Source organism: Marispirochaeta aestuarii (assembly GCF_002087085.1).
Taxonomy (GTDB): Bacteria; Spirochaetota; Spirochaetia; order JC444; family Marispirochaetaceae; genus Marispirochaeta; species Marispirochaeta aestuarii.
Genome location: NZ_MWQY01000020.1, coordinates 1 through 26,484, shown reverse-complemented (window position 1 = coordinate 26,484; position 26,484 = coordinate 1). Strand labels below are relative to the sequence as shown.

Sequence of the window (26,484 nt, the reverse complement as noted above, 5' to 3'; positions counted from 1 at the left end):
GACTCCTTCATGATCTATATTCCTATAGATAAATTATTAACGATTAGGAGGGTACGGCAGAAGCTGCCAAGGAACAAGGTTTTACACCGTATTGTTTTTATTGGTCTTTTTGGTCGCAGCTGTCCCCCGCCAGGGCCCCGGTGGAGAAGGCCGCCTGCAGGTTGAAGCCCCCGGTATCACCGTCAATGTCGATGAGCTCCCCGGCAAAGAAGAGTCCGGGTACGATTCTGCTCTCCATACTGCCGGGACTGATTTCCCGGCGGTTCACGCCGCCTGCGGTGACTCTGGCTCTTTGGAAACCCCCGGTGCGGTCAACCAGGTAGGGGGTCTCGGCGATTATCCGGGCCAGCAGGCGCCGCATCTTTCTGGAGAGTTCCCCCAGGCGCTGTTCCCCGGCTATACCGGCCCGGATAAGCAGCTTCTCAAGGAGTGCTTCGGGACAGCTGAGAATCCGGGATAAGGATTTTATCTGTTTTTTCCCGTTTTCCTCTGCAAAACGCCGGACTATCTCTTCCGTATCTTCCCCGTGGCCGCCGAAATCGGGAACCAGGACATCCCCGGGATAGATGTTCCGGGAGGCATCCATGATGACGGGGCCGGAAAAACCCGTATGGGTGATAAGGAAATCCCCTGTAAGGCGGGCCTGGAGCTGTTCGTTTCTGTACTGGAGTACCCTGCAGTTCCTTAAGGATATGCCTGCCAGCTCCTCCATATCGAAGTCCCGGATTACCGCGTCCGTAAGGGCCGGTCGGGGGCTCACGATATCGTGTCCCAGCTGCTGTGCCAGGGCAAAGCCCGAACCGTCGGAACCGGTGGAGGGATACGAGGCCCCCCCGGCTGCCAGTATGACCCTGTCCACGGGACCGATCACTTCTCCTCTGCTCATGAGAGTGAATCCGTCCCTGTCTGCTTGTATGGACGATACAGCCATGCCGCTTACAAGCTCAACTCCGGATGCCTCGAGCTCCCGGATCAGCACATCGAGAATGTCCCGGGCGCGGCGGCTTGCGGGAAAGATCTTGCCCTCTTCTTCCGTCTCGAAACCGATACCCCTCTGTTCAAAGAAATTCAGGAGGTCCCGGGGGCTCAGATGAAATAGGGCGGGGCGCAGAAAACGGCCGGCCTCGCCGTAGCGGGAAAGGAAGTCCCTTACCTCTCCCGCGTGGGTAATATTGCACTGGCCGGAACCGCTCAGGAGCAGCTTGCGGCCGGGGCTTTTCATCTTTTCCAGGATGCGCACCCGGTTCCCCCGCTGTACCGCCCTGAGGGCGGCAAACAGTCCCGCCGGTCCGCCGCCGATTACAGCGATGTCTGCCATGGCGGGTATTGTAGGGCCGGGGGGAGGCTCTGTCTACGGGACGGAAGCTCCCCCGGCATATTTTTCCGGGCGCCTCTAAAAACTACTCTTTTTCCCTTATCCTGCGTCGTCAAGATTTCCCGCGGTCCTCCCCAGCCACTAAATCGAGGATTTCGTGGCTGGGTGCGGGCGCTACAAAATCTTTCCTCCTTGACTATGGCAAAAATACCACGTTTTTAGAGACGCCCTTATTTAACCAGGATAAATTCCACCCGCCTGTTCTTCCAGCGGTTATCCAGATCTCCGTGGGGAACCACCGGCCGATAACCTCCGAAACCTTCTATACTCATGCGTTCGGGTTTGACTCCCCGGGAGCTGAGGGCGGATCGGATGGCCTCTGCCCGGGCCCTGGAGAGGGGCACCAGTACCTCGGTTTCCTCAGTCAGCCAGCGCTGCGGCTGGTCCCAGTAGATTCGTACGCCATGACCTTCGAGTCTGATCCGGTAGTCGGCATACTTTTTGAGAATCTCAGCCAGTCTGTCCAGGGTTGCAAGGTTCCGTTTGGCGGTCTCCGGCTCCACATTGATGTAGTCGGGAGTGTTCGGTTTGAAGTAAATGCTGGAGATACTGATTTTCAGACGGTCTCCGTCACGGATTACCAGAATATCCACCGGGATTGCCAGATTGTAGCGGCTTTCGTTTCCCACGGTATCCCTGGACCGGACAACGAGGGTGTAGTCGGAAGCGGACTGTACCAGCTCCCCCGAGGCGGATTTTCCATCCCAGGACCAGCCTGCGGATGTAAAAGCAGCGGCAGGCAGACGAAGGAAGGCGTTCCCCGCGGGATCGAGAATCTCGGCTTCCCGAAGGATGATTCCCGAGGGATCATCCACAGCGATTTTGATCATCAGCCTGTCGTTTACCCCGTCTCCATCGGGTCCGAAGGGAAGTGACGATACCTGAACATTGATTCCAGGTCCGCTGATATCCAGGGCAACCTGTTCAGGACTGACGCTGACAGCGACATTTCCCTTTTCATATTCCGCGGTAAGGCGTCCGCCGTAGAGTCCTTCGGGAGCCCCTTCTCCGGTCCACAGAAGGGTGCGGGGAAGATCGTTATAGCTCCTTCCGGAAAGGGCGAAGACTGCAGTTTCCCTGCTGTCGGTGATCTCGAAGAGCCATGAGCTGATTCCTTCGGTAATCTCTATAACCGGGGTAAAACGGGCTGTTTCGGTGATCCCGTCCCCGTTGGGACTGAAGCTGGTATCCATGGAGCGCAGCGCCACCGGGGTGGGCCGGGTATCGACACGAATACCGTCAATCCGCCGGAGGGCTCTGTTGCCGGCCTCGTCGGAACCCTGAAGGCTGTATGTATAAACGCCGTCAGGAACAGCCCTGCCCTGGGAGTCCCGGCCGTTCCAGACGAAACCGGGGGCCCGGGGACCGAAATCGCGGCGAAAAACCGTGCGGCCGCTCTGGTCGGTTATGGATCCGCTCCAGGCAGAGGCTTCTTCGCTGCTCTGGTAAAAGCTCAGCTCATCCCTGCGACCGTCGCCGTCGGGAGAAAAGAGCCGGTAATCGACGCTGACTACTGCTGACGGGGGAGCTGTATCAATGAGAAGAGGAGGTGTCACGGTGGAGGGAACAGCCCCGTTGCGGTATTCCACGTTGAACCGGATATAATATATACCGTCAGGAATCGGGCGCCCGTTATCCATTATACCGTTTATTGTTATGCTTGTCGGGTAACTCGAAGGCGCCGGAAGACTGGCCAGACTTGCACCGTTTTTCCCGATCACAGATATCCCGGCCTTGACAATCCTGTCCGGCGTTTCGGCGTCAAGATACAGAATTACTGAATCCTTTATTCCGTCTCCGTTGGGGGACAGTATTGTATCCGAAAGCCTGGCGGAGATCGGGGGGAGGGCGGATTCCTTCAAGAGGGGGCCGCTGTCCCAGCTGAAGCTGTTGCCCGCCAGGTCTGTGGAGCTTAGCGAGAAGATGTATTCGCCATCTGCCATAAGTTCTCCGGTTTCAGTCCTGCCGTCCCAGCGGGTGTCCATGGGGAACTTCTGCCAGCTGTAGTCCAGAACCGGGGTATTGTCGCTTTTTCGAATCCGGGCTTCCCAGGTTTCTTCCAGAGAAGCGTCGCGAAAATAGATATCCAGGGTATCACGGTTATTATCACCGTTGGGAGAAAACACGGTATAGGGAAGCATTACATGTACCGCCGGGGGGGTATCGTCCACGATGACCGTAAAAGGCCCGGCTTCTCCCCGGTTGCCCTTTGCATCTTCCGCACGTACAAGCATGTAGTATTTCCCGTCCGGGGCAAAAACGCCCGTGTCTCCCCGGCCGTCCCAGACGATTTCCCGGGGCAGTTTTACCGCCGCCTTTGCGCCGATAATCCGTTTATACCACGGAGGGCGTTCCGCCCGCTCGGAATAACTGTAGAACGAAGATCCGTCGTCACGCTGAATCGAATACTCATAGAAAGAGATTGTCAGTCCCTTTATTTCCGGGAAATCCAGCGCTATTGCCAGGCTGTCCTTGATTCCGTCGGCGTTTTTGGGTGAGATATAGAACGCCTCTGGTGCATCGCTTTCTATGGGGATGGTCCCTGTAAAGCTGGCGCAGCCTGCCATCAGTGATACGGCTGCAATACATGCAGCGATGAAAATTGAATGCTTCATTTTCTGTCTCCTCCTGTTCTGTGGGGTGGTTTGACTTCTCTGATTCCCAGGAGCACGATTCCGCTGTCCCGCAGGGCCGACAGAATTCCGTAGAGGCCGGAACTGTCGATTTGCGGCCCGGTCATGAGGGTTTTTCCATCCTCCAGGGACTGGAATATCCATGACGAAAGCCGTTCATCTTCTATCCGGGTTATTGTTCCCTCTGCGAGAATCTGATAGGACCGTTTACGACTGGCGTTCATTCCCGCGTCTCCCTGTATGGGAGTGTACTTCTCCGGGGATGAGGAGGGCACCTATCCAAAGGCAGGAGTACGGTTAGGATTTATGTTTGTTTCAGCCGGAGATAAAACCGTTTCTTCTTGCGGTTTCAACTGCAGCGGTCCGGTTGCTGCAGTCGAGTTTTTCCAGGATCCTGTTCATGTGCCACTTTACCGTACCCTGGCTGATAAAGAGGCGTTCACCGATCTCCGCATTGCTCAGACCCTGAGCTGCCTGGAGGAGGATCTCCGTTTCCCTGGGAGCCAGGGGAGACTGTATTCCGGCTTTCTGAAGATGATGGGAGGCCAGTTTCGGCATATGCTGTAACTGGAACCACCCGGATGCCCTGCGGTGCAGATTCTCCCGGCTGCTTCTGTCGAGTTCCGCACAGTAGTGCTGCTTGAGAATGACCGGAAGTCGGTACCAGCCGTGACCGATGGGAAGCAGAATGAAGCGGGACGCAAGTTCCTGTACAAGAGTCCGGATACGATCCTCCGGGATCCCGCAAAGCCGGGATGCAAGTTCGGTTCTGATATGGGTGCAGACTGAAATGGTCCGTAAAAAATCCAGGTGTTCCGGAGCAAGATGGGTATCGATGTTTTCGGTCAGGAACTCCCGGATAAAGCGGTCCGTGGCCCTGAACTGGTTCAGAAACGCCTTTCTGCCTGCCGCATCGAGCTGGCGCCAGCTGATCGCACAAAGACGGATACAGGCCCACCATCCCCCGGTCTTCTGCAGAATAAGCTCCAGGTCCTCCTCCGACGGAGAAGATCCGAGGCGGACAAAGAACGCCGCGAGTTCATCCTTTGTGGCTGTTAAATCTTCAATACGAATTTCCAGAACACGATCGTCGATCCTGAGGCGGGAAAGCGGAAGACTGTGGTCCTCGTCGGCACAGAGAACCATCAGGCTGTTCTCCGGCAGGGACGCGAAAAACTCCAGAACAAATCCGGAGGTCCCCCGGGGCAGCAGATGCAGATTGTCCAGGACCAGGCAGACCGGGCTTTGTTGTTGAAAAACGTCGCTAAGGTCCTGATGTCCCGTAACAGGAAGTCCGGCCTCCCTGATTGACAGGAGCAGGTCGGAATTAAAGGTCAGCTCATCGGCACATCCTTCTGTCAGGCTGAGCCATATACTCCTGGAAAAAAGGGAACGGCAGACCGCGGCGGCCAGATTTGTTTTTCCGTATCCAATGGGGGCGACAATGTTCAGTACCGCGGGAATCTGCCCTGTCCTGGAGGATATCGTCGACAGAAGCCGTTCAGGTGCCTCATACAGGCTGCCTGCTTCCGGTGGTCTGTGTCTGGGGGAGGGAAATGCATGAGGGATCTGTCCGGTGCTCATACCCCAGTATACCACAGCCTTCCGGGCTATTTTACTTTGCCCTGAGGGGGTGTAAATAAACCGATGATGATATCTGTAAGGTGACTGCAGTATTCCCGGATGTCCGATATCTCCTTTTTGGGAATCCGGAATCCGATGGCTCCTTCGTGGCCGCCGCCGTTCTCGATTCCGGCGGCGGAGAGAATTTCCCGCAGGTCGAAATTCTGGAAGGAGTGGCTGCGACGTATACGAAACTGGATAAGATCCGAAACCTCCGGAGGGTCGTGGTAGGCCACCATTCCCAGGCAGCCGCTCTCTTCCGCCAGGGCATCCGCCACCGAACGGGCGGTGGCGACGAAGAGATCAATATCGGTCTCCTCCGGGAGGGGACTTGTCATCTCTTCATCGAGGACGGTGTAGGCAATACAGCCCCGGCTCTGTCTGTATTTCATGAAGTACTTGAAACATCGCTCTTCCAGCTGGGAGAGCCTGGTGATCTCCTTGAAGATGTCCTCCATGGAGGAGAGGTTCGATGAGGTCTGATGGGTCTTCTCGCTGAGCATGCGGGAAAAACGGGAGGAGAAGAGTTTGTAAAACCAGCGCTCCCGGTGGTTTTTTATGAACTTCCCCATCTTCGAGTCCCCGACAATTCCGGTGAGAACGGCCAGAACAAAGTTCCGGCTGAAGAGGTCTTCCCCGTCGATCTCCTCGAAACGATCCCGAAGACATCGCATCTTCAGGGCCAGAAAGCCGATCAGCTCGCAGGTCGACGATGCTGTCGTCACCAGGGCCGTTTCCCTGGGGGCGATATAGGCGGAATCCGCTGCCAGGTGATGATCAAATTCGATTACCCTTACCCTGGGAGAAGCAAGCAGTTTCTGCGCTCCTTCGCAGATCTGGAGCATTTCCGGTTTTGGGGTATCCACAACGCAGATGGTATCGATTTCATCCGCCCCGCCGGAACAGTCCGGTATAACATGGATGGCGTTGTAGCGGCAGATATTCAGAAGGTAGTGAAATCGCTCATGTATCTGTTCGGTCAGCAGAATGGAGACGTTTCTGTTGAGCTTTTTTACCAGAAGGGATATTGCCACCATGGAAGCAATGCAGTCTTCATCGCTGTTCCTGTGTCCCAGTACCAGGACGTTGCGGCTTTGAAGCAGCGCCTCAATGATCCGCAGGACTATTCTGTTTTTTGCGGCAATGCTCGGAATGTCACTTTTTCTCATCACCCCTTGTCCCCCGCTGTAACTGAGAGCCCGGCCGCGGCCTGTTTCCTTGGCTCTGTACAATGCTTCATCCGCCATCTTTACCAGGTCCTCATCGAAGGAGGTCCTGTCGGAAAGGGCCGCTATACCGATGCTCGTACTTAACAGTATAGACTCCCGGTTCCGATTCGTCTCGATTCTGAGGGATTGCATTCTTCTGCATATATCATCGCATAACTCCTTTGCTTCCCGCAAGTTTCGTCCCGGCAGAATAAAGGCGAACTCATCCCCTCCGTAACGGGTCAGGATATCCCCGTCGGAGAAACCCTGACGGAAAACCTCCGCCGCCTTCCGGATTACCAGGTTGCATGTTTCCTCTCCGTGGAGGCTGTTCAGCCTGCCGAAGCCGTCGAGGTCCGCCATGGCAAGGCACAGGGGCTCTCCCGCACTGAGGGCTTCGGAAATCGTGCGCTTGAGGCTGACATCAAAGAAGCCCCGGTTGTACAGGCCGGTCAGCTCGTCGGTTACAGCACGTTTCCGGGCGGATTCTCCCCAGCTTACCATTTCCGTCAGAAAGCGGTTCGTATTCCGGAGCCTCCGGGCGGTTATGTTCAGCATACGATGCATTATTCTGTTTGAAGTTTCAGGATACCGCTCCGCCAGGCTGAAGAAATCCCCGGCTTTCAGACTGAAGAGAGAGCAGTCCTCTTTTGCCTTGCAGCTGGCGGAGCGGGGTTCGCCTTCAAAGATCGACATTTCTCCGAAGAACTCCCGGGGGCCGAACTCCGCGACCTCCAGGTCTCCCCCCTTTTCAAGGGCTACGCTTACTCCCATCCTGCCGCTTTCGACGATGAACATCTCTTCCCCGTCATCACCTTCCGAAAAAAGGAGTTCACCCCTCCGTAAAAGACGACGCTTCAGCAGGCCTGCAAGGATCTCCAGTTCTTCGGCACAAAGGGTAGAAAAGATATCCACGCCTCGGAGAAAGACCCTCTCCGTCATGGTGCTTCACCGTTTTCCGGGGAGGCGATCAGAAGCTGCCGCCCCCCCAGGGTCCTGCCCCGCATGGCGAGTCTGTGGGCTTCGGCGATAAGCCCGGCGGCACTTCCCCCGTGCCTGGGATAGACGGCGATGCCGGCACTGACGGTAACCACGAGGTCGTTCGGTCGACCCTGGTATTCGTAGCTGAGGTTCCCCTGGCGTTCCTGTATTTCTCTGGCGCGTTCTACGGCTTCTTCAATATCGGTCTGGGGACAGATCAGGGCGTATTCGTTACCCATGAAACGTACGACCTTCTCCTCCGGCAGGGCTATTCCTGATAAAAAGCGGCCGATCTTTTGAATCGCCGCATCCCCGGCCTCGTGCCCGAAGCTGTCGTTGATCTGTTTAAAGTTATCCGGTTTGAACATCAGCAGAGCGCAGGGAGGGGAGGAAAAAAAGCTGATCAGGTTTTCCTCCAGGTAGGTCCGGTTTGGAAGCCCCGTCAGAGGATCGGTATATACCTGGCGCCGCAATTCCCGTATCCATGGGGAGTTCTGCTTGATGAGCCGGTTGGCCTGGCGCAGCCTGGAAGCGGTTGACTCCATGAGTTTACGGAGCAGACGGGAAGAAAGGGCGGGACGGGCGGCAAGAATCTCCCGGAAGTCCGTGCTTCGCTGAGGAAAGACAAGAATGCGGGATTTTTCCTCCGCTTTTGCGAGTTCCTCCCGGGGCTCATCGGCCAGGAGACCGAGTTCCCCGAAGCATTCTCCGGGGAGAAAGCGGGCCACGGCTTCGTCTGTTTCCTTATTCTCAGCGTGACGGTATATGCCGACCTTTCCCTCGGCAAGAACAAAAAGTTCCGCCCGTCTGGAACCGGCCTCATAAATGAGCTCTCCGCCATCGAACTCGTACAGTGCACAGTGTTCGGCGATAAAATCCAGTTCCTCCGCCCCCAGGGAGGAAAAAATCGGAGCGGAGCCCAGGAAGCCTGTTTTCTCTCTGTTTTCTATGCTGTCGATGACTCTCACTGTTTGCTATACCCTACAACAGGTTCAGGACTAGAGCAAGAAAAAGCGGTAGATCCCGAAGACCGCAAGCCCCGTAACGATGGCCGCCCACAGGGCATAACGGCGGAAAATGATTCCGGCCATCAGGGCGGCGCATCCGCTGATCAGGTAGAAGTTCCCGAAGCTGAGTTCAAGGCTTCCCCGGGGCATCAGCACCGAGGGAGCGATTATGGCGCTCAGCACCGCCGGCGGAACAAAGACAAGGGCTCTCTCCCAGGGACCGGAAATTTCGATTCTCCCTGAAAAGAGAAGAACCAGCCCCCGAATACCGAAGGTGACCAGGGTCATGCCGAGGATGATGCTCAGCTCTGTTCCATTCATGTCGGCCCTCCGTTTCCCGCGGTCCTGCGCAGCCGTTCACTGATTAGCCCGGCAAGAATCCCCAGGGTACAGGCGATCATCAGTCCTGCCTTGTAGGGGAGCCCGTTAAAGACCAGTGCACAGAAAGAAGCGGTCAAAACACAGACCAGCATGGGCAGGTTTTTTACAAAGGGAATGGTCATCCCTATAAAGGTAACCGGCATGGCTACATCGAGTCCCCATTCGGCGGCCCGGGGCAGACTCTCGCCCAGGACGAGGCCCATGAAGCACCAGAACTGCCAGTTCAGGTACATGGCAAGGGATGATCCCAGCTGGTACCAGTGCTTGTTGGGGGAAGGGTCCTCCGCCATCCAGCGATGGACCGACACGGCGAAGGTTTCGTCGGTCAGCCAGAAAGCCAGGGGCATGCGCCAGAAAAGGGGGAGCTTTTTCAGGTGGGGCAGCAGGGTTGTACTGTAGAGCAGGTGACGCAGGTTTACGATAAAAGTCGTTCCGATAATGACCAGTACCGGAGTTCCCGCGGCAATCAAACCTACGGCGATGAACTGGGCGGAACCTGCGAAAACCAGGGCGGACATGCCTATGGCAGCTGCTCTGCTCAAGCCCGCGGTTACCGCCAGGGTCCCGTAGATCATGCCGAAGGGCAGGGCCCCCAGAAGCAGGGGAATGGTGTCCCGGGCGCCCCTAGCAAATTCCCTGGCCGGGCTGTAATCCTGAGTGATGGGGATATATTGCTCATGACTGCTCATGGTTTCAAGAATAGCAGATTTTCCGGGCCATGGAAAAGCTATCCCCTGCTCCTTTTCCATGCCAGGAAGACGGCTTCCACCGCCATGGCACCGAAGAATGAAGCGGCGGCCAGGGTTGCACCGGTAATCCCCGGGACAAGCAGCAGGGTGAACATGAAGGTCACCATGGATATAAAATTGATAAACACCCCCAGGCTGACCAAACCGGTCCGTTTACTGGTTATCAGAACCCCCCGGTTATAGGATATGGAGGAAAAGATTGCCGGGACAAAGGAAGCGAATAATACCGACATGGGCAGAAGTTCCATCAGTTCCGCATCGAGCCCCGAGACGTAGCGGAACCAGAGGTCCCTCAAGGGGGTGAACACCACCAGCTGGAAGGAGATGAAAACGGTGAGACCCATGCGGAGGGCAAAGCGTTTCAGCTCCCGCTGTCCACCGGGTTTGTCGTTCAGGGTTATTACAATCTCCTGGTAGGACTTTGCAAAGGAGTTGAACAGAAACATGAAGCCCATCACCACCGGCCATATGGCCAGGGACTCGATGGGTCTGGCCGCCCGGGCAACACCCACCGAAAGGATCGGCCGCGCGGCAAGATCAATAAAGGAGGTGAGGGCCAGGGGATAATAAAAATGAAAAAGGGATACATAGGAGAAATCCCCCTCCCCCCGGCGCATTCGGGGAAGCTCCCGGCGGACGAAGGCATAGGAACCCAGGGCTCCGACTATGACCCCCAGGGTCAGGGCAAGGCTCCCGACGGCGGCTCCGGGAAGGAAACGGAAAAACATCCCCAGGAGAAGGACGCAGGCGGAGGTCAGCAGCCGGGTCAGCATGACAGCGGGGATTACCCTGGACTGTCCCTGCCGGATGAGCACCCCCTGCCAGAGCCTGCGGTATCCCACGGAGGCGGTAAAGGGAGACATGAACAGAAAGGCCGTCCGGCTGTCGGCAAGAAAGTCCTCTGGCATACCGATAACTTTCAGGATGAGGAAATCGAAAAGAGGAGTTACCCCCACGAGAACATGTATCAGGGTAAGCACGACACCCATAAGGTGCATGGAATGCAGCAGTTTTTTGTAATTGCTGCGGTCTGTTCCCAGGGCGGCCCCGGCAGAGAGCATCTGGATTATGGGGCTCTCTATTATCAGGGAAAAGGAAAAAACCACCCCGAAAATGGCAAGCTGTTTTTTTACCTCCGGCATTCGTGCTATTATCGCGGCAATACCGGGCTGCTCTACAGCCATGAAAATCCACATGGCCGCCAGGGGAAGCCATGCGAGGAAGATGCTTTTCTGGGTTACCCGGGGTGCAAGACCTGTTGTGCTCATTGCTCACCACAATAGGAGGAAAAAACCTTCCGGTCAATAAAAGACGGGAAAATGCCGGAGCTTGTCTTTGCGATAATTATTATATATTATAAAGCATATACTGGAGGAACACATGCAGGTTGCCATTCTCGGCGCAAGCCGTAATCCGGAACGATACTCATATAAGGCTCTCAACATGCTTCGCAATCATGGTTACAAGGTTGTTCCCGTGCATCCCACCCTGAAAGAAATTGAGGGGGTACCGGTCCACAATTCTCTTTCCGAGGTTAAGGAAAAGATCCACACCCTTACCCTTTATGTAGGTCCCCGGCATATCGGAAGCGAGATAGATGCAATCGTCAAGCTGAACCCCGGGAGGGTCATCTTCAATCCGGGAACCGAGTCGGAGGAGCTGAAAGCGGCCCTGGATTCCGCAGGGATTCCCTACATGGAAGCCTGCACCCTGGTTCTTCTCTCCACCGGCCAGTTTGAAAAGGATTCCGCCATCCTGAACTAATTCTCCTTTTATCTCGACCCCGGGGCCGTCTGTATGTACATTTTACACGCAGTATGACCTTTAACGAGTTTCTGGCAAGTCTTGAAGCCTCATCACCCGACTCCGTCCCGGATCAGGTCCTAAAGGCCCTGTGGTGGGATAAAAAAGGCGACTGGGATTTTGCTCATTCCATAGCCCAGTCCACACCCACGGTTCTGGGAAGCGCGGTACACGCCTATCTCCACCGCAGGGAAGGGGAGGAGTGGAACGCCCGCTACTGGTACAGCCATGCCGGACGTCCGCTTTTTGCCGGTTCCCTGGATGAAGAGTGGCGGACCCTGGTGGAGGAGGCTCTCGAGTTTTACCGCCAGGACATACCCTGATCCCCCCGGTTCGGGCCCGTTGACGGTACCCGCTTGCCCCCGCTATAATCACTCACCAGTCGCTTAGAAAAAAACTAGGATTAACGAGGATTATTATGAGCGTGCGCGTACGCTACGCCCCGTCACCGACGGGCCTTCAGCATATAGGCGGGGTCAGGACCGCCTTGTTCAACTATTTCTTTGCAAGGAGTCAGGGGGGCAGCTTCATCCTGCGGGTAGAAGACACCGATCGTACCCGTTATTCCGACGAAGCCCTGCAGGACCTGTACGATACCTTTCAGTGGCTGGGAATCCTATGGGACGAAGGCCCCGACGTGGGGGGCGACTTCGGTCCTTACGTACAGTCCGAACGCTTCGACCTGTACCGGGAATACGCGAACAAACTCCTTGAAAGCGGCCACGCCTACCGCTGCTACTGCACGGCCGAACGACTGGAGGAGCTCAGAAAGAGCCAGAAAAAAGCCACCGGTTACGACCGGCGCTGCCGGGAGCTCTCTTCCGAAGAGGAGAAGCGCCTGGCGGCGGAACTGAAATCCCGGGGGCAGGAGCCGGTAATCCGTTTCAAGATTCCCCTGGAGGGTTCCACCAGTTTCTCCGACGAAATCATGGGGACCATCACCCGCAAAAACAAGGACATAAATCCCGACCCTGTCATCCTTAAAGGAGACGGTTTTCCCACCTATCACCTTGCCAACGTGGTGGACGACCATCTGATGGAGATTACCCACATTCTCCGGGCCCAGGAGTGGATCCCCTCTGGACCTTTGCATGTTCTGTTATACGAAGCCTTCGGATGGGAGCCCCCGAAGTACTGCCATCTTCCCATGGTCATGGGCAAGGACGGACAGAAGCTCTCCAAACGCCACGGATCCACCAGCGTGCGGGAGTTCCGCACTGAAGGCTACCTGCCGGAGGCTCTGGTCAACTATGTCTCCCTGCTGGGCTGGAGCTACGATGACTCCAGGGAGTTCTTTACCCGGGAGGAGCTGGAAGAGCTCTTCAGTCTGGAAAAGCTGAACAAGGCTCCGGGGGTCTTCGACTACAAGAAACTCGCCTGGTTCAACGGTCAGTATATACGGCAGACGGAGGACGGCGAACTCAAGGAAGCCCTGATTCCCTTCCTGGTTCGGGACGGCATCGTCTCCGATCCTCCCACGGAGGATGAACGGCGCATCATTGACAACTTTATTCCCCTGGTCAAACCGCGGCTTAAGACCCTTGGTGAGATCGGTCCTCTGGTCCGCTTCCTTTTTCAGGATGTCGAGCCCGAGGATCCCGAGATCGCCGTGCCCAAAAAGCTGGACCTTGCCGGAACCATCGAGGTCCTGGAAGCCGGCCGGGAACTCATCTCCCGCCTGGATTCCCTCGGGGATGAGGAGATGGAAGAGCAATTCCGTGCCGGAGCGGAAAAGCTGGAAGTCAAACTGGGAGACATGATGGGGCCGGTAAGAGTCGGATTGACCGGAAGCACCGTATCGCCGCCGCTTATCGAAAGTTGCCGATTGATCGGAACCGATGAGTCCCTCAGGCGCATCGACCGCCTGATAGCAGCATTGAAAGAACGCCTCTAGGGCTTAGCAAATCCATATATTTTTTACGTCAGGAGCACAGTATGGCAGAAAAAACCGCCGAAGTAACCATGGACAAACTCGTTTCCCTCTGCAAACGCCGGGGCTTTGTATTTCAGTCTTCCGAAATCTATGGAGGCCTCTCATCTGCCTGGGACTACGGCCCCATGGGTGTGGAGCTCAAAAAGAATATTCAGAATTTCTGGTGGAAGGAGATGACCCAGCTCCACGAAAACATCGTGGGACTGGATGCCGCCATCATGATGCACCCCCGGGTCTGGGAGGCTTCCGGCCACGTGGCCAACTTTTCCGACCCCCTGGTGGACTGTAAGGAATGCAAAAACCGCTTCCGGGCGGACCACATCGACCTCTCCGCTCCCTGTCCCGTCTGCGGCAACTCCGGGACCTTTACCGAACCCCGGCAGTTCAACCTGATGTTCCAGACTCATCTGGGCCCGGTGAAGGACGACAAGAACATTGTTTATCTGCGGCCGGAGACCGCCCAGGGAATCTTCGTCAACTTCCGCAATGTTGTTCAGACCAGCCGGGTCAAGATTCCCTTCGGTATCGCCCAGGTGGGAAAGGCCTTCCGCAACGAGATCGTCACCAAGAACTTTATCTTCCGTACCTGCGAGTTCGAGCAGATGGAGATGCAGTATTTCGTTAAACCCGGCAGCGATGACGAATGGTTCAACTACTGGCGGGAACGGCGGATGGGCTACTACGAAAAGCTGGGTATCCGCGGCGACCGGCTCCGCTGGCACCAGCACGGGCCGGATGAACTGGCCCACTACGCCAAAGACGCCTACGACATCGAGTATCTCTTCCCCATGGGATGGCAGGAGCTGGAAGGGGTTCATAACCGGACTGATTTCGATCTGGGCCGCCACCAGGAGTTCTCCGGAAAGGACCAGACCTACCTGGACGAGGAGACCCGTGAACGCTACGTGCCCTATGTAATCGAAACCTCCGCCGGACTTACCCGTTCGGTTCTGATGGTCCTCTCCGACGCCTACGAGGAGGAACAGCTGGAAGACGGGGATCTGCGAACGGTGATGCGTTTTCACCCCGCCGTGGCGCCCATAACCGTTGCGATTCTTCCCCTGGTCAAGAAGGACGGCATTGCAGAACTCGCCCGGGAAATCGAGGCGGAGCTGCGGGAGGACTTCAACGTATTCTACGACCAGTCCGGGGCTATCGGCCGGCGGTATCGCCGTCAGGACGAAGGGGGCACCCCCTACTGCGTTACCGTGGATTATGACTCCAAGGAAGACGGCACGGTTACCCTGCGCTTCCGGGACTCCATGGAGCAGGTCCGGGTCCACCGGAGCGAGCTTGCCGCACGTATCCGGAAAGAGATCAAGGAGTACAAGCGCGTATGAACCTGAATCCTGCCTTGCAGATCCTCCAGGAAAGGGGATTCATTCAACAGTGTACCGATCTGCAGACCCTGAGCTCCCTGATGGACAAGGGACCGGTGGCTTTCTACGTGGGAGTCGATCCCACGGGGCCCTCCCTGCATGTGGGGCACATGGTTCCGATTTTCGCTCTCTCTCACCTGCAGCGGGCGGGCCATAAGCCCGTCCTCCTTGTGGGCGGCGGCACCGCCCGCATCGGCGACCCCTCGGGGAAGACGGAAATGCGGAAGATGCTCAGTTACGAGGAGATCGAAGCCAATGTAAAGAGCGTTGCAGGGCAGCTGACCAACTTCGTTACCCTGGACGGGGAGAACGGCTGGCTGGTGAACAATGCCGACTGGCTCGCCGACCTTAACTACATCGATTTTTTACGGGAGATCGGCAGCCAGTTTTCAGTAAACCGGATGCTGACCTTCGAGTCCTATAAAAAGCGGCTGGAGACCGGGCTCTCCTTCGTGGAGTTCAACTACCAGCTGCTCCAGTCCTACGATTACCTGGAGCTTTACCGCCGCAAAGGCTGCCGGCTTCAGATCGGCGGGGACGATCAGTGGGGCAACATCGTGGCCGGTATCGACCTTATCCGGCGTATGGAAGGGGCCGAGACCTACGGCCTGACCTTTCCCCTGGTTACCCGGGCGGACGGCCAGAAGATGGGCAAGTCCGAGAAGGGCGCGGTCTTTCTCGATTCAGGGCTTTTCTCGGTCTACGATTTCTTCCAGTACTGGCGCAACGTTGCCGACGCGGACGTGGAGAAGTTCCTGAAGCTCTTTACCTTTATGGAGCTGGAGGAGATCCGGGAGCTCTGTGCCGGTGAAGGGGCCGCCCTGAACGCCGCCAAGGAGCGCCTGGCCTGGGAGTACACCAGTCTGGTCCACGGCAAAGAGGAGGCGGACAAAGCTCTGGCCGCCGCGAAAGCCGCCTTCGGCGGAAGCGGCGACAAAAGCTCCATCCCGAGCCTCGAGCTATCCGCCTCGGAACTGGAAAAGGGCATCGGCGTGCTGGAGCTCTTTTCCCGCACCGATCTCTGCTCCTCCAACGGTGAGGCACGCAGACTGGTTCAGCAGGGGGGAGCGAGAATCAATGACGTGAAGGTCGAGAGCATCGACGAGGTGGTCAATGCCTCCCGGGCGGTCGACGGCGAGATGATGCTCAAGGCAGGAAAAAAGCGGTTTTTCCGGGTGGTGGTGAAGTAGCCGGCTGAAACCCGGCTATACGAAAGCTCCCCGGCAGACTGAAAAGCAGGCGGCGGGCTTTTTTTGGCGCAAAAGTCCGTCCAGTATGACGTTTCGATCCTTGCTGACAGTGGTAGCTGCGGTGTTCTGCACGTTTTTTTCCTTGACATATTGCAGATGTGTGATAATGTATACGTATACATTTAACGTGTATCTGAAACATTTGAACTGATAATAAGGGGGATATCGTGAACAGAAGAGAGATTTTTAAGCGAACAGTGAACCATCAGAAATCTGATAGAATACTGCTTGACCATGGAAAGCAGGTCAGCTCGATTCATAAATTTGTCTATAACAAGATTCGGGCGGAGTACGGTCTTGAGCCGCAACCGCTGCGAATACTTGATCGAATGAGTCAGTGCGTTCATACCGACGAAGATCTTCTGGAAATATGGGGAATTGACTTCAGGTGGCTCATCCCTCACTGGACAAATATACAGGAGATCAGTGAAGTCAGTTACCGGAATACCTTCGGGACCCTATTCAAGGATTCCGGGGATTACTATGCGATTGCCGATGCACCGCTTAAGGGGAAAGGTCTTGAAGGGATCGAAAAGCACGCATGGCCTGAAACGGATGACCCGTCGCAGTTTGAGGGACTCCGTCAGCAGGCCGAGTCCTGGTATCACAATACCGACTATGTAATAGGTGCAGACGGAATAAAAGGGGGGCCCCTTCAGACATCTCTTGAACTTGCCGGATATGATCAGTTTTTTATGGATCTGGTGCTGGACCCGGAATTTGCACATGCCTTATTAGGGCGGATAACCGGAGTCTATAAGGAGATGTACACCCGGTATATGGCCGAGGTAAGTGATTTTATCCAGGTCATATACCTTACCGATGATTTTGGTACACAGAATTCCCTTCTTATGTCTCCGGATATGTGGGAAGAATTTATACTGCCGTATGAAGCGGATTTGATTCAACATATAAAGTCGTGCGCTCCTCATGTAAAGGTTATTTTCCATACGGATGGTTCTGTCAAACCGCTGCTCAGGAAGATGATTGAAAAAATGGGGATTGATTTTCTGAATCCCATACAAACATCGGTTGAGGAACTAAGGGATACAGGGCTTTTGAAAAAAGAATTCGGTGACGACATCTGCTTTCACGGAGCAATCGATGTTCAAAAAGTCCTGGTAAATATGTCTCCGGCAGAGATCAGGAAAGAAGTTAACACGCGTATCTGTGATCTGGCAGTTAATGGGGGGTACATTATATGTACCTGTCACAATGTCGGGCATGATATTCCGCCTGTCAATATAAAGGCTCTTTATGATGCAATAAAAGAGTTCAATTCAGCACCTTTCCAAAGAATTTGAAGAAGGCAGGGGCAGAATCCGCTCGGGTAAATTAGGAGGCACCTCAAAAGCTTGTTTACAGGTTTACTACGCAATCCTATTGAAACCAGGGTCTTTGACATATATAAATAATGTAACAGTACTGAATTCCCGAAAAGCTATACGGTATCCATCGATATTCTTTTCAGGAATTCTTAAATTAAGAAATCGGCAGGGGTACCATGAGCACCGGGAAAAAAAATCTTAAAAGAGTATCATCCATAGATGTTGCAAAAATGGCCGGTGTTTCCCAGGCGACGGTGTCGCGAGTATTTACACCGGCCGAAAAGGTTTCTGATGTTCTTAGGAAAAAAGTCCTGGCTGCCGCAAAAGAGCTGAATTACCAGCCTAACAACCTGGCTCGCAGTTTGAATATGAGAAAAACCAACATCATCGGAATTGTAAACCCTGCTTTTGGCGGGTATTTTTACTTGGGTGCATTGGATTTCTTCACCCTGGGTTTGCAGAGCAGGGGGTATACCGTAATGCTCTTGAATATACCCAGGACGGCAGCTTTGGAAGATGTGATTCCCATCGCATTTCAGTATCAGGTCGATGGACTGATAACAACCGCAGTATCACTTTCTCCAAAATTGATACGAAGCTGCATGGATCTGAATGTTCCTGTTGTTCAGTTTAACCGATATTCCAAAGGTTTGGATGTAAGTGCTATCTGTTTGGACAATAAACGCGCTGGAGAGAATGCTGCAGAATACTTGCTGAACCGAGGTCATTCAAAAATTGCATATCTCTCGGGCGATGTTAACAGTTCTACCAACATGGATAGAGAAAAAGGACTAAAGCAATATCTGGCTAATAGTGGAAAAACACTCTTCGATCGGTATGTTGGGGACTATACCTACGAATCGGGCATTAAGGCGGGGAAGAAGATGATGAAACAGAACATTCTGCCTGATGCAGTGTTTTGTGCCAGCGATGAGATGGCCTTTGGCCTGATTGATTGTCTTGAGGACGAGTTTAATCTGCAGATCCCGGCCGATATGTCGATAATCGGATTCAACAATTCCGTTATGGCAGCAAGCCCCCATTACAAGCTCACTACCATCAATCAGCCAGTGAAAGAAATGGTAGAAGTAACGATTCAGGTACTGCTGGAAAAAATAGATTCCGACAAGGATGAAGTCGTTCTAAGGATGATTTCCGGGGAAATAATCGAAAGAGAATCCGTGATTGATCGAACCTAGGACAGTTCCTCTGTAGTATTTTTTCTATGGTCAAGAAGGAAATATTTTGTATCGCCTCATCCTGCACTGATAATGCTTTGATGCAGGATGAGGATCGGGCTAAATCTTGATGCCTTGGAATATGAGAAAACCAGTAGTTCTTTGAGGTGCCTTGCATAAAATTGTAACTTTTATCAAAAAGAAAACTTGACAGGGTAAAAAACCCGTGGTAATGTATACGTATACATTTGGGGAGCAGGATGAAAGAAGCGAGCAAAATTCCGGTTGAAGTCGAAGCCTTTAATAACAGGTTTAGGCAGATTGTAAAGAATCAGATTTTCCTGGAGACGTTGGCGACGGGTTTTCGTTTTCTTGAAGGTCCTGTTTGGATAGAGGATCAAAATCGTTTGATTTTTAGCGACATTCCGGGCAATGCTCTCTATAGCTGGGATGAAAATAAGGGAATTTCACTGCTGCGTCCAAACAGCTACCTCGCCAACGGAAACGCATACGACAAGGACGGGATCCTCATTACCTGCGAACACGGTACAAGTCGTGTTTCGGCAACGGATTTACGATCCGGGACTTATACGGTTCTGGCCGATTCGTACAATGGAAGATGTCTTAATAGTCCGAACGATGTGGTGCTTAAATCAGATAAGAATATATATTTCACCGATCCCATGCCCGGCAGGTTTCCGCGTGTTGGAATCCCTCGACCGCCGGAACTCTCTTTTCAGGGAGTATACATGTATGATCGGAGAAACGCTTTTCTTTATTTGCTGGAAGATGGACTGCAATTGCCCAACGGACTTTGCTTTTCCCCGGATGAAAAAATTCTCTATGTAAACGATAGCGCACAGGGAATAATTTTTGCCTTCGATGTCGGAACGAAGGGTATGCTGGAAAACAAGCGCATCTTCTCGTCTCCTCAGGGCAGCGGGGACGGAGTGCTTGATGGTATGAAATGTACCTCCCGCGGCACAATTTTCTGTACGGGGCCGGGGGGTATATTCATAATCGATGAAGACGGTGATTGTCTTGGACGGATCAATATTCCTGAAGTAGCGGCAAATTTTACCTGGGGAGAGGACGAGAGAACCCTGTATATTACCGCAACGTCTACTGTTTACCGGATGAAAATCAGGTAATTGTTTTGTCAGAAATGAATACGTATACATTGGAGAGGGTATGGATAAAGACATAATGGTTCAGCCGGATGTGCTTCGCAGGTTTATTGCTGATCTGTTCCGCAAAGGCGGGATGAATGGTCCGGATGCCGATTTTACCGCCGACTGTTTAGTAAAAACCAACCTTTGGGGAGTCGATTCCCACGGCGTGCTTCGCGTTCCTGTCTATCTTAAACGAGTTATTTCAGGTGCGGTGAATCCGACACCGGAAATCAAGTCACTTTTGCCGAGTAGCGGTCCAGTAGCCCTGCTGGACGGCGATGGAGGAATGGGGTTCGTCCTTGGAAGGGCCGGGATGGAGAAAGCCATAGAGCAGGCGAAGACCTTCGGAATAGGAATGACTCTTGTGCGAAACAGTAATCACTTCGGGGCGGCGGCTCTGTATGCACGTCTTGCCGTCGAGGCCGGTTTGATTGGGATAGCAAGTACCAACGTTATTCCCAACATAGGCATGAAGGGTAATACGAAACCTTCCACCGGGAATAATCCTATTGCTGTAGCTGCTCCTATGACTGGCGATCATCCTTTCGTTCTTGATATCTCCTTATCCGCAGTGGCTGGCGGGAAGCTGCTGCTCGCGGCCAAAAAAGGAGAAAAAATACCCACCAATTGGGCGGTTACCAAGGAAGGGGATGAGACCGATGACCCTCAAAAGGGCTTTGAAGGTTTTCTGTTGCCGGTAGGGATGCACAAAGGTTTCGGATTGTCCTTGTTCGTGGATCTCGTTACCGGGGTATTGAGCGGAGGTCCGTTCCTTCATGATTTGAAAAGCATGTACAAGAATCCTGACGAAACCAGTCTTACGACACACCTCTTCATGACAATCAATCCTTCCTTTTTTCTCGTGAAACAGGATTATGAGGAGAGGATCACTGAATGGGCCCGTATGATCCGTAATACACCAATGAACGATCCGAATATACATCAGATCGTGCCGGGAGAGATTGAGTGTAAAAACGAACAGGAGAGGAAGGTCTCGGGCATACCCGTGCCGGTGACCCTCTCTGAAGAGTTGAAAGCATTAGCGCATCAACTGAAAATATCGTTTCCCTTGTAACAGGAACTCTATGAGTTTTTGGAATATTTTTTTCACGTATTAAGGAGAGATAAGATGCTAAAAGAAGGACTAGAAGGAAGAAAGTCTGTTTGGTTTCACGAGAATTCCGCTCCGGTCAATTCGGCCTATGCGAAAGACGTCTGTGATGTTGCCATTCTGCCCATCGGGGCGATCGAACAGCATGCGGCACACTGCCCCTGTGGAATGGATACTTTTAACGCTATAGGTATAGCAGAAAAAGTTGCCGAAAAGACGGGCGCCATGCTCTTGCCATGCCCCATGTACGGGTCTCATCCTCACCACCATTGGGGAATGCCTGGAACGATTCCTCTGACTTTCGAGACTCATATCGCACTTCTTATGGACATCGTTCGCGGTGCGGCAGTATCCGGTTTTAACAAATTTATCATTATTTCCGCTCATGGACAGGTGTCCTCCACGATTGTGGCGGTCCACAAACTGGGCATCGAAGGTTATTTTACCATTTCCTCAACATGGTACGATTTTCTTCGTGATAATAAAACAGTCCTGAAGGACTATATGTGGCATGCTGATGAAGCGGAGACTTCGGTTGGACTGTACCTGTATCCTGAAATGATCGACATGAGTCTTGCCGAACCAGGTGGTGGACAAGGCCTGATTGAAGGTGACTGGAAGATCGCGCCGGGGGCAGCAGCGGCGCCGGGTATGCTTTATCACTTCGAAGGCACTTTCGCTCTACCGGAAAAAGATGATCTGGACAACGGCACAATCGGCGATCCTACAAGTGCAAGTCGAGAGAAAGGTGAAAAGCTTGTAGAAGGGGTAGCGAATCATTATGTACGTCTGGTCGAGGAGATACGGAAGAAATATGCCTGCGGCATCAATCCTCTAGGATTTAGAAACCCCATTGGATACAATTATACTGATCAGATTAAGTATGATAAAGATCATGATGAAAAAGGGCGGCTAAAAAAATAAGAGCGCTTAGACGACTTTCGGCCATGATGACCGAAAGTCGTTTTTTAACAGGAGGAAAGAGTGAGACTTAAGGATAAGGTTGCTATTGTAACCGGCGGATCAAAAGGAATAGGCCTGGGCATAGCGAAAGAATTTATCCGTGAAGGAGCAAAGGTCGTCATCTGCTCGAGAAATGAGGAGCAGGGTGAAGCAGCTTGCGGAGAGCTGAAGGCTCTTGATGGAGATGCCGTCTTTACGAAATGCGATGTGTCTGTTCTGGATGATCTGGAAATGCTGGTGGATTTTACGGTAGAGAAGTTCGGACGCCTGGATATTTATGTTGCCAATGCGGGGATCAATGATCCCGACAAGACGCGCTATCTTGATATCACTCCTGAGCAGTATGACAGGATCATGGATGTAAATCTCCGGGGGCTGTTTTTTGGCGGTCAGTATGCAGCCAGGCGTATGGCAAGGCAGGGCGAGGGCGGGGTTATCATAAATATTTCCTCTGTAAATGCATATCTCGCTCTGGATAGCCAAATGGTTTATACAACATCCAAGGGGGCAATACAGCAGCTAACCAAAGTACAGGCAGTCGCTCTGGCGCCGTACGGAATCAAGGTAAACGCCATGGCGCCGGGACCGATTGATACGGAACTAATGCGACGGGTCGGATCGGATGAGCAGCTGTATAACACCGTGATTTCCCGTACTCCGATAGGCAGGATCGGAACCCCTGAAGAATGCGGTCGTCTGGCGGTATTTTTAGCGTCAGACGATTCGGATTTCATTTTTGGACAATCAATTTATAACGATGGCGGTCGAAGTTTCCAAGCGTTTCCAGTACCAGGATTCAAGACTGTTACAGAGCAGGATTTTAACCTGCTCCAGGAGTATAAGAAAGGAGAGAGCAATGCGAATAACAAGTGATGTAGCGAGAATCGGTTTTATGACATTCGGCGATCATCGTCCGGATATGTGGAAAAACGTTTTCTCACGCTTGGCCATTCCGCTTCATCAAAAAGCAATGGCGGAACTGAAGAAACTCCCTGTCGAATTAGTTTGTGCCGAGGAAGTGGCTCGCACCCGGGATCAGATTAATGATGCTGTTGATTATCTCAAGTCACAGAATGTCGACGTTCTTGTGGCACATGTTCCATGCTGGACAAGCCCTAACCTCGTTGTCCACGGTGTCCAGCGCATGGGCATTTTTACCGTAATCTTGGGTAACCGGGATCCGGGCTCCCATGGATGCGTCGGTTTACTGGGAGCTTCGGGTGCTCTTTCTCAGATTGGATTTCCCCATCGATGTATCCGAGAGAATTATGATGGAGAGATTTATCAAAGGAAAGTCTTGCCTTTGCTCAACGCGGCAGCGGTCAGAGAGAAGCTCAAGGGATCCGTTTTCGGTCTTTTTGGAGGACGGTCAATCGGTATTGATACGAGCACCTACGATCCCATGCAGTGGAAAACCCAATTCGGTGTAGATTCGGAGCATCTGGACCAAGTGGAGATTATTCGAGTTGCTGAAACCATTCCCCAGGACAGAATCGATAAACACCGGGATTGGCTGGAAGCTGGTGTAAGCGAAGTGGTCTACAATGATGCCAAGCTCACAAAAGAGAAATTCGATTTTCAAATTGCCTGCTATCTGGCAACAAAGGATCTGGTAAAAGAGTACGGTATGGATTTCGTCGCACTGAAGTGTATGCACGAGCTCTCCAATTCCTATGTTCCCCAGTGTATTACCCAGGCTTTACTGGCTAACTATGATGATGCTGAGGGCGAAAAAGAGACTACTCCCATAGCTTGTGAAGCCGATGCCGACGGCGCCCTTACCCAACAGATCCTTAAGCTGCTATCCGGGGGCAAGCCCACATTCTTTGCCGATGTCAGTCATATAGATAATGACCGGAAGAAGATGTATTGTGTAAACTGCGGTGCTCTTTGCGTGTATTATGCCAACCGGAGTAATGATACTCGGGAGAATCTGAAGAAAATCGTTATCAAGCAGTCTGTTCGTCCGGGAGGCGGCGGGATTACCTATTTTAATGCAGCTCCCGGACCAATGCAGTTGGCTCGACTATACCGCAAAAACGGTAAGTACAAAATGGCAATTATCCCCTGTCAGGCTGAAGATCCTACTAAAGAAATGCTTGAAGAATTTATCGAAGCCCGGGGTCCTCATCAGCTTCCCGCCCTTTTTGCTAAGGTGGATTTTGACCTGGATGCCTTTATAAACGAATATGGATCAAACCACATATCCGGTGTTGAAGGGAACTATCTTAATGAGCTGTTGGAAGTTTGTAGCATATTGGATATTGAAGCGGAAGTCTTTGCCTAGGAGATAAGGACATGAAGAAAGGATATTTTCACCGAGTTGTCACACAGACTCCAACTAGGTTCTGGATAAATAATGTTACTCGAAAAGAAGCGGATCTTTCTCTCGCTGCCGGAGCTGTGGGTTGTACCCAGAATCCCTCCTATGTATACAAGATGTTAACCAATGACGAGGAAAAGGATTATGCTTTTGAACGGCTGGATAAGATCCTGCAGAGTGTTGAGGATATAGACCTTGTCCAGGAGACTGTTCAACGGGATCTGGTCGCGGCGGTGGCTCAAAAATTCCTGCCTCTCTGGGAAAAAAGTAATGGGAAATATGGATATGTAAGCATTCAGGGAAATCCTTTCAAAGAGGATGTAGAGAATATCCTTCGAAATGCGCGGTTCAATCGAGAAGCGGGGCTTAATATTATGGCAAAGGTTCCCGTAACCGAGGATGGTCTGAAGGCAATTGAAATACTCCTGTCCGAAGGCATACCTGTTAACGCAACCGAAGTTATGGGAGTTCGTCAAGCCCTGGATGTATGTGATATTTATGATCGTGTAGCCGCCGGAGGAAGGACTATGCCTTCGGTTTACTTTTCCCATATTACCGGCATATTTGATGAGTATCTCCAGAATCATGTTTCAGAAAACTCTATCCAAATCAGCCCCGACACTCTATGGCAGGCGGGAATGATCGTGGCGCGAAAAATACGGAGATTGCTTGACGAACGGGGCAGCGAAGTGGGGTTTATCGGCGGTGGTGCCCGTGGACTTCACCATTTTACGGAGATGGTAGGCGCTGATTGTTGCGTGACCATCAACTGGAAAGGAACTGCAGAAGAACTTATCGAATTGGATCCTCCGGTGGTGGACAGATATCATGCATTGGTCCCCGAAGGTGTTCTGGATGAACTGCTTGACCGGATCGGTGAATTTGGAAGAGCTTGGAGAATAACGGGACTGAAACCATCAGAGTACGAAGAGTACGGTCCTGTAGTACTGTTCAGAGAATCCTTCGAGAAGGCCTGGTCAGAAGCCTCCCGAATAATCGAGCAACGAAGCCGAGACCGCTAGGCGGAAAGGAAAAAAAGATGCTGGAAAAAAACAAGAATATTGTAAAAGCCATGCTGAAGCAAGGGAAAAAAGTCTCCGGTGCCTGGTGCCAGTCTGGAAGTCCCATAACCACGGAGATCCTTGCTGAAGCAGGCTATGACGCTTTAATGATCGACCTGGAACACGGACCAGGAGACATCATGGCTACGATTCATCAGATTCAGGCAATGAAGGGAGAAGTGGCGATACCGTTTTGCCGGGCCCCATGGAATGATTTTGTTCAGATTAAAAGGATATTGGATGCTGGGGTCTACGGTCTCTTGGTTCCCTATGTCAATTCCAAGGAAGAAACGCTCGCGGCGGTTAGTGCTGTATCCTATCCTTCCGATGGTATCCGAGGGGTCGCCGGCAGCCCACGTGCTGCTCACTACGGAAATAACTCTATGGACTATCTTAAAAGTTCAAATGAAGAAGTTTTTCTTATGACAGCAGTAGAAACTCCCGAAGCGGTCAGTCATCTGGATGAAATCCTGTCCGTCGGCAGATTGGACGGTATTTTTATCGGTCCCATGGATCTTGCTACCAATATGGGCTATTTTGGCAACCCGAAGGCCGACGAAGTACAGAAGTCTATCCGTGTAATAGAAGAGAAAGTAATTTCCTCTGGAAAATCTCTTGCGACTGTGGCGGGGACTTGGGAGGATGCAAAGGAAAAGTATGAACGTGGCTACAGTATGGTCTTTTTCTTTTCCGATACAACTACCCTTAGCAGCGTGGCTCGAGAACGTCTCCGGATGTTTCGTGAGAGCTTTTCATGATTCCATTTTTTAGGAGCCTAGTTCGTTATGTATTTTCAGGATTTACGAGGAACTTAAAAGTCAGAAAAGAAAAAGTTGACGGACCATAAATGTGATGATACAGTGATGTATACGTATACATCACTGTATCGTTGTGCTTTTTTAAGGAGGATAAAATGAAAAAGATTGTTGGAATTGTTATTCTTGTATCTCTTATCTTCGTGACTGGAGCTGTCGCGGACGGGCAGAAAGAGAAGGGGGCGGAAAAGATCGTGATCAAACTTGGACA

The 26,484-nt window shown here is 52.7% G+C and carries 23 protein-coding genes; 14 read left to right on the top strand and 9 right to left on the bottom strand.

The annotated features are described in order from the left end of the window. Positions 1-97: 97 nt before the first annotated feature. The 9 genes from B4O97_RS15680 to B4O97_RS15645 form a co-directional block, all read right to left on the bottom strand. Positions 98-1,318, bottom strand: coding sequence for a BaiN/RdsA family NAD(P)/FAD-dependent oxidoreductase (locus B4O97_RS15680; protein ID WP_083052265.1), 1,221 nt, complete (start codon positions 1,316-1,318; stop codon positions 98-100). A 227-nt stretch (positions 1,319-1,545) separates the two neighbouring features. Continuing rightward, positions 1,546-3,990, bottom strand: a complete 2,445-nt coding sequence (locus B4O97_RS15675) for a FlgD immunoglobulin-like domain containing protein (RefSeq protein ID WP_158084338.1) — start codon at positions 3,988-3,990, stop codon at positions 1,546-1,548. Then, on the bottom strand, positions 3,987-4,232 hold the full coding sequence (locus tag B4O97_RS19530) for a hypothetical protein (RefSeq protein ID WP_158084337.1): 246 nt from the start codon (positions 4,230-4,232) through the stop codon (positions 3,987-3,989). The genes B4O97_RS15675 and B4O97_RS19530 overlap by 4 nt, the downstream gene beginning before the upstream one ends. 91 nt (positions 4,233-4,323) lie before the next feature. Further along, positions 4,324-5,592, bottom strand: a complete 1,269-nt coding sequence (locus B4O97_RS15670) for a helix-turn-helix transcriptional regulator (RefSeq protein ID WP_083052262.1) — start codon at positions 5,590-5,592, stop codon at positions 4,324-4,326. A gap of 26 nt (positions 5,593-5,618) precedes the next feature. Further along, a complete protein-coding gene (locus B4O97_RS15665) occupies positions 5,619-7,781 on the bottom strand; it encodes a diguanylate cyclase domain-containing protein (protein ID WP_083052261.1) in 2,163 nt (720 codons plus the stop codon). After that, positions 7,778-8,788 carry a GGDEF domain-containing protein gene (locus B4O97_RS15660; RefSeq protein ID WP_083052259.1) on the bottom strand — a complete coding sequence of 337 codons (1,011 nt, stop codon included), beginning with the start codon at positions 8,786-8,788 and terminating at the stop codon, positions 7,778-7,780. The genes B4O97_RS15665 and B4O97_RS15660 overlap by 4 nt, the downstream gene beginning before the upstream one ends. A gap of 30 nt (positions 8,789-8,818) precedes the next feature. After that, positions 8,819-9,148 carry an AzlD domain-containing protein gene (locus tag B4O97_RS15655; RefSeq protein WP_083052258.1) on the bottom strand — a complete coding sequence of 110 codons (330 nt, stop codon included), beginning with the start codon at positions 9,146-9,148 and terminating at the stop codon, positions 8,819-8,821. Beyond that, complete coding sequence (locus B4O97_RS15650) at positions 9,145-9,957, bottom strand: AzlC family ABC transporter permease (protein ID WP_198947091.1); 813 nt, start codon at positions 9,955-9,957, stop codon at positions 9,145-9,147. Before B4O97_RS15650 ends, B4O97_RS15655 begins: the two co-directional genes overlap by 4 nt. After that, positions 9,936-11,225 carry a hypothetical protein gene (locus tag B4O97_RS15645; protein WP_083052256.1) on the bottom strand — a complete coding sequence of 430 codons (1,290 nt, stop codon included), beginning with the start codon at positions 11,223-11,225 and terminating at the stop codon, positions 9,936-9,938. Before B4O97_RS15645 ends, B4O97_RS15650 begins: the two co-directional genes overlap by 22 nt. A gap of 112 nt (positions 11,226-11,337) precedes the next feature. Here B4O97_RS15645 and B4O97_RS15640 point away from each other — a divergent pair, with 112 nt between their 5' ends. From B4O97_RS15640 to B4O97_RS15575, 14 genes are all read left to right on the top strand, one after another. Beyond that, a complete protein-coding gene (locus B4O97_RS15640) occupies positions 11,338-11,721 on the top strand; it encodes a CoA-binding protein (protein WP_083052255.1) in 384 nt (127 codons plus the stop codon). Positions 11,722-11,774: 53 nt separating this feature from the next. Beyond that, entirely contained in the window at positions 11,775-12,083 is a 309-nt protein-coding gene (locus tag B4O97_RS15635) for a hypothetical protein (protein ID WP_083052253.1), read from the top strand. Between the two features lie 95 nt (positions 12,084-12,178). Then, positions 12,179-13,654: a glutamate--tRNA ligase gene (gene gltX, locus B4O97_RS15630; protein ID WP_083052252.1), complete on the top strand. Its 1,476-nt coding sequence runs from the start codon at positions 12,179-12,181 to the stop codon at positions 13,652-13,654. Positions 13,655-13,695: 41 nt separating this feature from the next. Continuing rightward, positions 13,696-15,033 (top strand): glycine--tRNA ligase, encoded by a 1,338-nt coding sequence (locus tag B4O97_RS15625; protein WP_083052251.1) that lies wholly within the window; start codon positions 13,696-13,698, stop codon positions 15,031-15,033. Between the two features lie 2 nt (positions 15,034-15,035). Further along, positions 15,036-16,262, top strand: coding sequence for a tyrosine--tRNA ligase (gene tyrS, locus B4O97_RS15620; protein WP_083052336.1), 1,227 nt, complete (start codon positions 15,036-15,038; stop codon positions 16,260-16,262). 227 nt (positions 16,263-16,489) lie between these two features. Next, on the top strand, positions 16,490-17,626 hold the full coding sequence (locus tag B4O97_RS15615; protein ID WP_083052249.1) for a uroporphyrinogen decarboxylase family protein: 1,137 nt from the start codon (positions 16,490-16,492) through the stop codon (positions 17,624-17,626). Positions 17,627-17,826: 200 nt separating this feature from the next. Beyond that, on the top strand, positions 17,827-18,849 hold the full coding sequence (locus B4O97_RS15610) for a LacI family DNA-binding transcriptional regulator (RefSeq protein WP_083052248.1): 1,023 nt from the start codon (positions 17,827-17,829) through the stop codon (positions 18,847-18,849). Between the two features lie 239 nt (positions 18,850-19,088). Then, positions 19,089-19,979, top strand: a complete 891-nt coding sequence (locus tag B4O97_RS15605; RefSeq protein ID WP_083052246.1) for an SMP-30/gluconolactonase/LRE family protein — start codon at positions 19,089-19,091, stop codon at positions 19,977-19,979. 40 nt (positions 19,980-20,019) lie between these two features. Continuing rightward, positions 20,020-21,075, top strand: coding sequence for an Ldh family oxidoreductase (locus B4O97_RS15600; RefSeq protein WP_083052245.1), 1,056 nt, complete (start codon positions 20,020-20,022; stop codon positions 21,073-21,075). 54 nt (positions 21,076-21,129) lie between these two features. Then, positions 21,130-22,035 carry a creatininase family protein gene (locus B4O97_RS15595; RefSeq protein WP_083052243.1) on the top strand — a complete coding sequence of 302 codons (906 nt, stop codon included), beginning with the start codon at positions 21,130-21,132 and terminating at the stop codon, positions 22,033-22,035. A gap of 60 nt (positions 22,036-22,095) precedes the next feature. Next, on the top strand, positions 22,096-22,947 hold the full coding sequence (locus B4O97_RS15590; RefSeq protein ID WP_083052242.1) for an SDR family NAD(P)-dependent oxidoreductase: 852 nt from the start codon (positions 22,096-22,098) through the stop codon (positions 22,945-22,947). Continuing rightward, positions 22,931-24,361, top strand: a complete 1,431-nt coding sequence (locus B4O97_RS15585; RefSeq protein ID WP_158084336.1) for an L-fucose/L-arabinose isomerase family protein — start codon at positions 22,931-22,933, stop codon at positions 24,359-24,361. The genes B4O97_RS15590 and B4O97_RS15585 overlap by 17 nt, the downstream gene beginning before the upstream one ends. A gap of 11 nt (positions 24,362-24,372) precedes the next feature. Continuing rightward, the gene (locus tag B4O97_RS15580; protein ID WP_083052239.1) at positions 24,373-25,419 is read left to right on the top strand and encodes a transaldolase family protein; all 1,047 of its coding nucleotides are present in this window, start codon (positions 24,373-24,375) and stop codon (positions 25,417-25,419) included. Positions 25,420-25,436: 17 nt separating this feature from the next. Continuing rightward, the gene (locus B4O97_RS15575; protein ID WP_083052237.1) at positions 25,437-26,216 is read left to right on the top strand and encodes an HpcH/HpaI aldolase family protein; all 780 of its coding nucleotides are present in this window, start codon (positions 25,437-25,439) and stop codon (positions 26,214-26,216) included. Positions 26,217-26,484: the final 268 nt, after the last annotated feature.